Source organism: Glutamicibacter sp. AGC84, assembly GCF_053543575.1.
The window spans coordinates 188,642-191,670 of the sequence record NZ_JBLVOC010000026.1 but is presented as its reverse complement, the minus strand read 5'-3'; the positions used below and the strand labels follow the sequence as shown (position 1 = coordinate 191,670).

Genomic DNA, 3,029 nt, shown 5'->3' with positions numbered 1-3,029 from the left:
CCCCCCGCCGCTATGCCCGGGGCCTTGCCGTGCTGCCTCGCACTACCAGCTGCGGGGCATGGGTGCTGGAAGCGCCCGGGGCGTTCAGGGCCGCGTGCATGGCGGCTTGGGCCAGTGCCGCGACATCTTGCCGAACGCTGGTCAGATCGGCGTGCGCCAGCCTGGCGAATTCACTGTCGTCATAGCCGACCAGGCAGATCTGTTCGGGAACATGCAGGCCGGCAAGGTCGATTGCTTGGCGGGCGCCGAGTGCCGCACGGTCATTGAAGGCCAGTACCGCTGTGGCGCGTTCGGCTGGGGGAGTTGCTGCCAGGTATTCGCGCAGGACCGTGAAAGCGGTGGCGTCATCGGGGCCAGCTGGGAGCACTTGGCCGTGCGCGTTGGCGCGGGCGGCGGATTCGGCAAAGGCATCGCGCCGCTGTTGCGCCGCGATGGCAGATCCGCCATCCAGATGCAGCAGCCGTGTGTGGCCGAGCTGGGCCACATGGCTGACGGCTTGTTCAACGCCGGCAGCCTCGTTGGTAATGACGGATGGGATGCCGTCAATCGTGCGCAGCAGGCTGACTATGGGAAGCTGCTTGGAGGCGTGGACCAGTTGAGCCGGCGGAAGTTCCGGGAACAGGCCAATCACCGCTTCGACTCCCGCATCGATCAGCGTATTGAGCACTCGGCGTTCATCGCGGTGCCTGCCGGTAGCGCCCAGGATGATCTCGAAGCCGTTCTGGTCTGCCTGCTCGTACAGGGCATCGGCCAATTCTGCATGCAACGGTTCTCCCAGCGCCAGGGCCAGACCGATGGTCCGGCTGCGGCTGCTGCGCAGCGACCGCGCGCGCGAATCCGGGCGGTAGCCCAACTCCGCGGCCGCCTGCTTGACTCGGGACCGGGATTCTTCGCTGGCACCCTCGGCATCGCGCATGACAATCGAGGCCAGCGCTACCGAGACCCCAGAGGCGCGGGCGACGTCGGCCAGTGTGGGGCGTTTTGCAGGGGGTGTCGGCATGGGCGGAACTTTCTTCTAGAACGTTATAGACAGTTGCTATCCAGTGTGCCATGATTTTCCTGAACACTAAATCTAGAACGTTCTAGGAGAGACTTCATGGCTTACCAGACCCTGCCAGAAACTTCAGTAAAGCCGCTGCGCCTGGCCGTTATCGGTACCGGGTGGATCGGAGCATTCCACGCCCGCACCGTGGCGCAGCATCTGCCGGATGCGCTATTGCATGTCATAGCGGACCCGGCGCCGGGCCGGGCCGCTGAACTGGCCGCTGAGCTTGGTTGCCCGAACTACACCGAAGACATCGCCGACGTGCTGGCCGACGACAGCGTGGACGCCGTGGTTATCGGGGCGCCTTCGAGCTTCCATGCCGGCTTGATCGCCCAAGCCGCCGCAGCCGGAAAGCACATCTTCTGCGAAAAGCCGGCAGCGCACGCGTTGTCGGACTTGGACGCCGCGCTTGACGCCGTGGAGGCTTCCGGGGTGCTGCTGCAGATCGGTTTCAACCGGCGCTTCTCCCGGGACTTCGCCGTTGTGGCGGAACAGGTGCATTCCGGAGTTATTGGCACCCCGCAACTGCTGCGCTCGCTGACCCGGGATCCAGAAGTGGCCGGCGGGCTGCCCAACGCGGCAAAGATCCGTTCCCACGTCATTTTCACTGAAACCCTGATCCACGATTTTGACACCCTGAACTGGTTGAACCCGGGAGCCGAAGCAGTGGAAGTCCACGTCATGTCCGATGCGCTGGTGGCCCCTGAGCACCGGGGCTCCGGTTTGCTGGATACCGCCGTGGTGAGCCTGCGCTACTCCAATGGGGCAATCGCCGTGGCCGAGGCGAACTTCTCGGCCAGCTACGGCTATGACGTGCGCGGAGAAGTCTTCGGTTCAAAGGGCATGGTGCAGGCAGGCAATCCGGTGCAGCTGGCCGCGGCCAGCTTCGACAGCCAGGGAGCGCATGCGCCAACCGAACGGTTGAACATCGAGCTATTCGCCCAGGCCTACCGCGAGCAGCTCTCGGTCTTCGCCCGCAAGATCCGGGGCTTGCGCGAGGATACGGCTGATGCGGCCCTGGCGGTCCCCACCGGCGCCGACGCCCGCGCAGCCCTGCGCATCGCACTGGCGGCCTTGGAATCCGCAGAATCCGGGCTGCCGGTCAAGTTGGAATCCGCCACCCGCCTTGCGGTGAACCCATGAACGGGCAACTGGCGGTCTGTGCCGAAATGGTCTTCCTGGACCTTCCGCTGATCGACCGGGTGAAGCGCCTGGACGAGGCCGGCTTTGAAATAGAACTCTGGGATATCCGGGGCAAGGACCTGCCGGCATTGGCGGCCACCGGCGCCCGTTTCGGCTCCATGACAGGCTACAGCGCAGGCAGCCTCTGCGATCCGGACAGCGCGGGCGAAGTTGTTCGCACCGCCAAGGAATTGATCCCGGCAGCCCAGCAGCTGGGCATCCACCGGCTAGTTGTGCATCCGGCCCAGCTCGTTGACGGGCAGGCGGCCAGCCCGCAATTCCGGGCTACCGGAGAGATGTGGCTCACCGCAGCGCGAACGCTGGAAGCACTGGGCCGCATCGGCGAAGAGCACCAGGTCACCTTCATGCTGGAGAACCTGAACACGATCCTGGATCACCCTGGAATCCCGCTGGGACGCGCCAAGGACACGATGTCCCTGGTCAAGGCCGTCGGGCACCCGAACGTGAAGATGATGCTGGACCTGTACCACGCCCAAATTGGCGAGGGGAACCTCATCGAACTGGTGCGCTCGGCGCTTCCGCACATTGGGGAAATCCAGGTCGCAGACGTACCCGGACGGTGCGAGCCGGGCACCGGGGAGATCAACTATCTGGCCGTCGCCCGTGTGCTGGCCGAGCTGGGTTATTCTGGCCCGATCGGCATGGAGGCCTACGCCAGCGCAGATTCCGAAGGAGCCATCGCGGCCTTTGCCCAGGCGTTTTCACCGCTGTTCAAGCCCGTGGCGCGCTAGCATCATGCACCGAGCATCGGAATGAGAGTCTAAAGCCCAGTGGCGGGGGG

General features: G+C 64.9%; 3 protein-coding genes. 2 read left to right on the top strand and 1 reads right to left on the bottom strand.

What is annotated here, in order from left to right; translation table 11 throughout:
* Positions 1–10: 10 nt before the first annotated feature.
* On the bottom strand, positions 11–1,000 hold the full coding sequence (locus tag ACNPN0_RS15490) for a LacI family DNA-binding transcriptional regulator (RefSeq protein WP_448938144.1): 990 nt from the start codon (positions 998–1,000) through the stop codon (positions 11–13).
* Between the two features lie 96 nt (positions 1,001–1,096).
* On the opposite strand from ACNPN0_RS15490, the gene ACNPN0_RS15485 reads away from it, so the two are divergent.
* Both ACNPN0_RS15485 and ACNPN0_RS15480 read left to right on the top strand, forming a co-directional pair.
* Positions 1,097–2,188 carry a Gfo/Idh/MocA family oxidoreductase gene (locus ACNPN0_RS15485; protein ID WP_105656540.1) on the top strand — a complete coding sequence of 364 codons (1,092 nt, stop codon included), beginning with the start codon at positions 1,097–1,099 and terminating at the stop codon, positions 2,186–2,188.
* Entirely contained in the window at positions 2,185–2,979 is a 795-nt protein-coding gene (locus ACNPN0_RS15480; protein ID WP_448938145.1) for a TIM barrel protein, read from the top strand. Before ACNPN0_RS15485 ends, ACNPN0_RS15480 begins: the two co-directional genes overlap by 4 nt.
* The last annotated feature ends 50 nt before the right edge of the window (positions 2,980–3,029 follow it).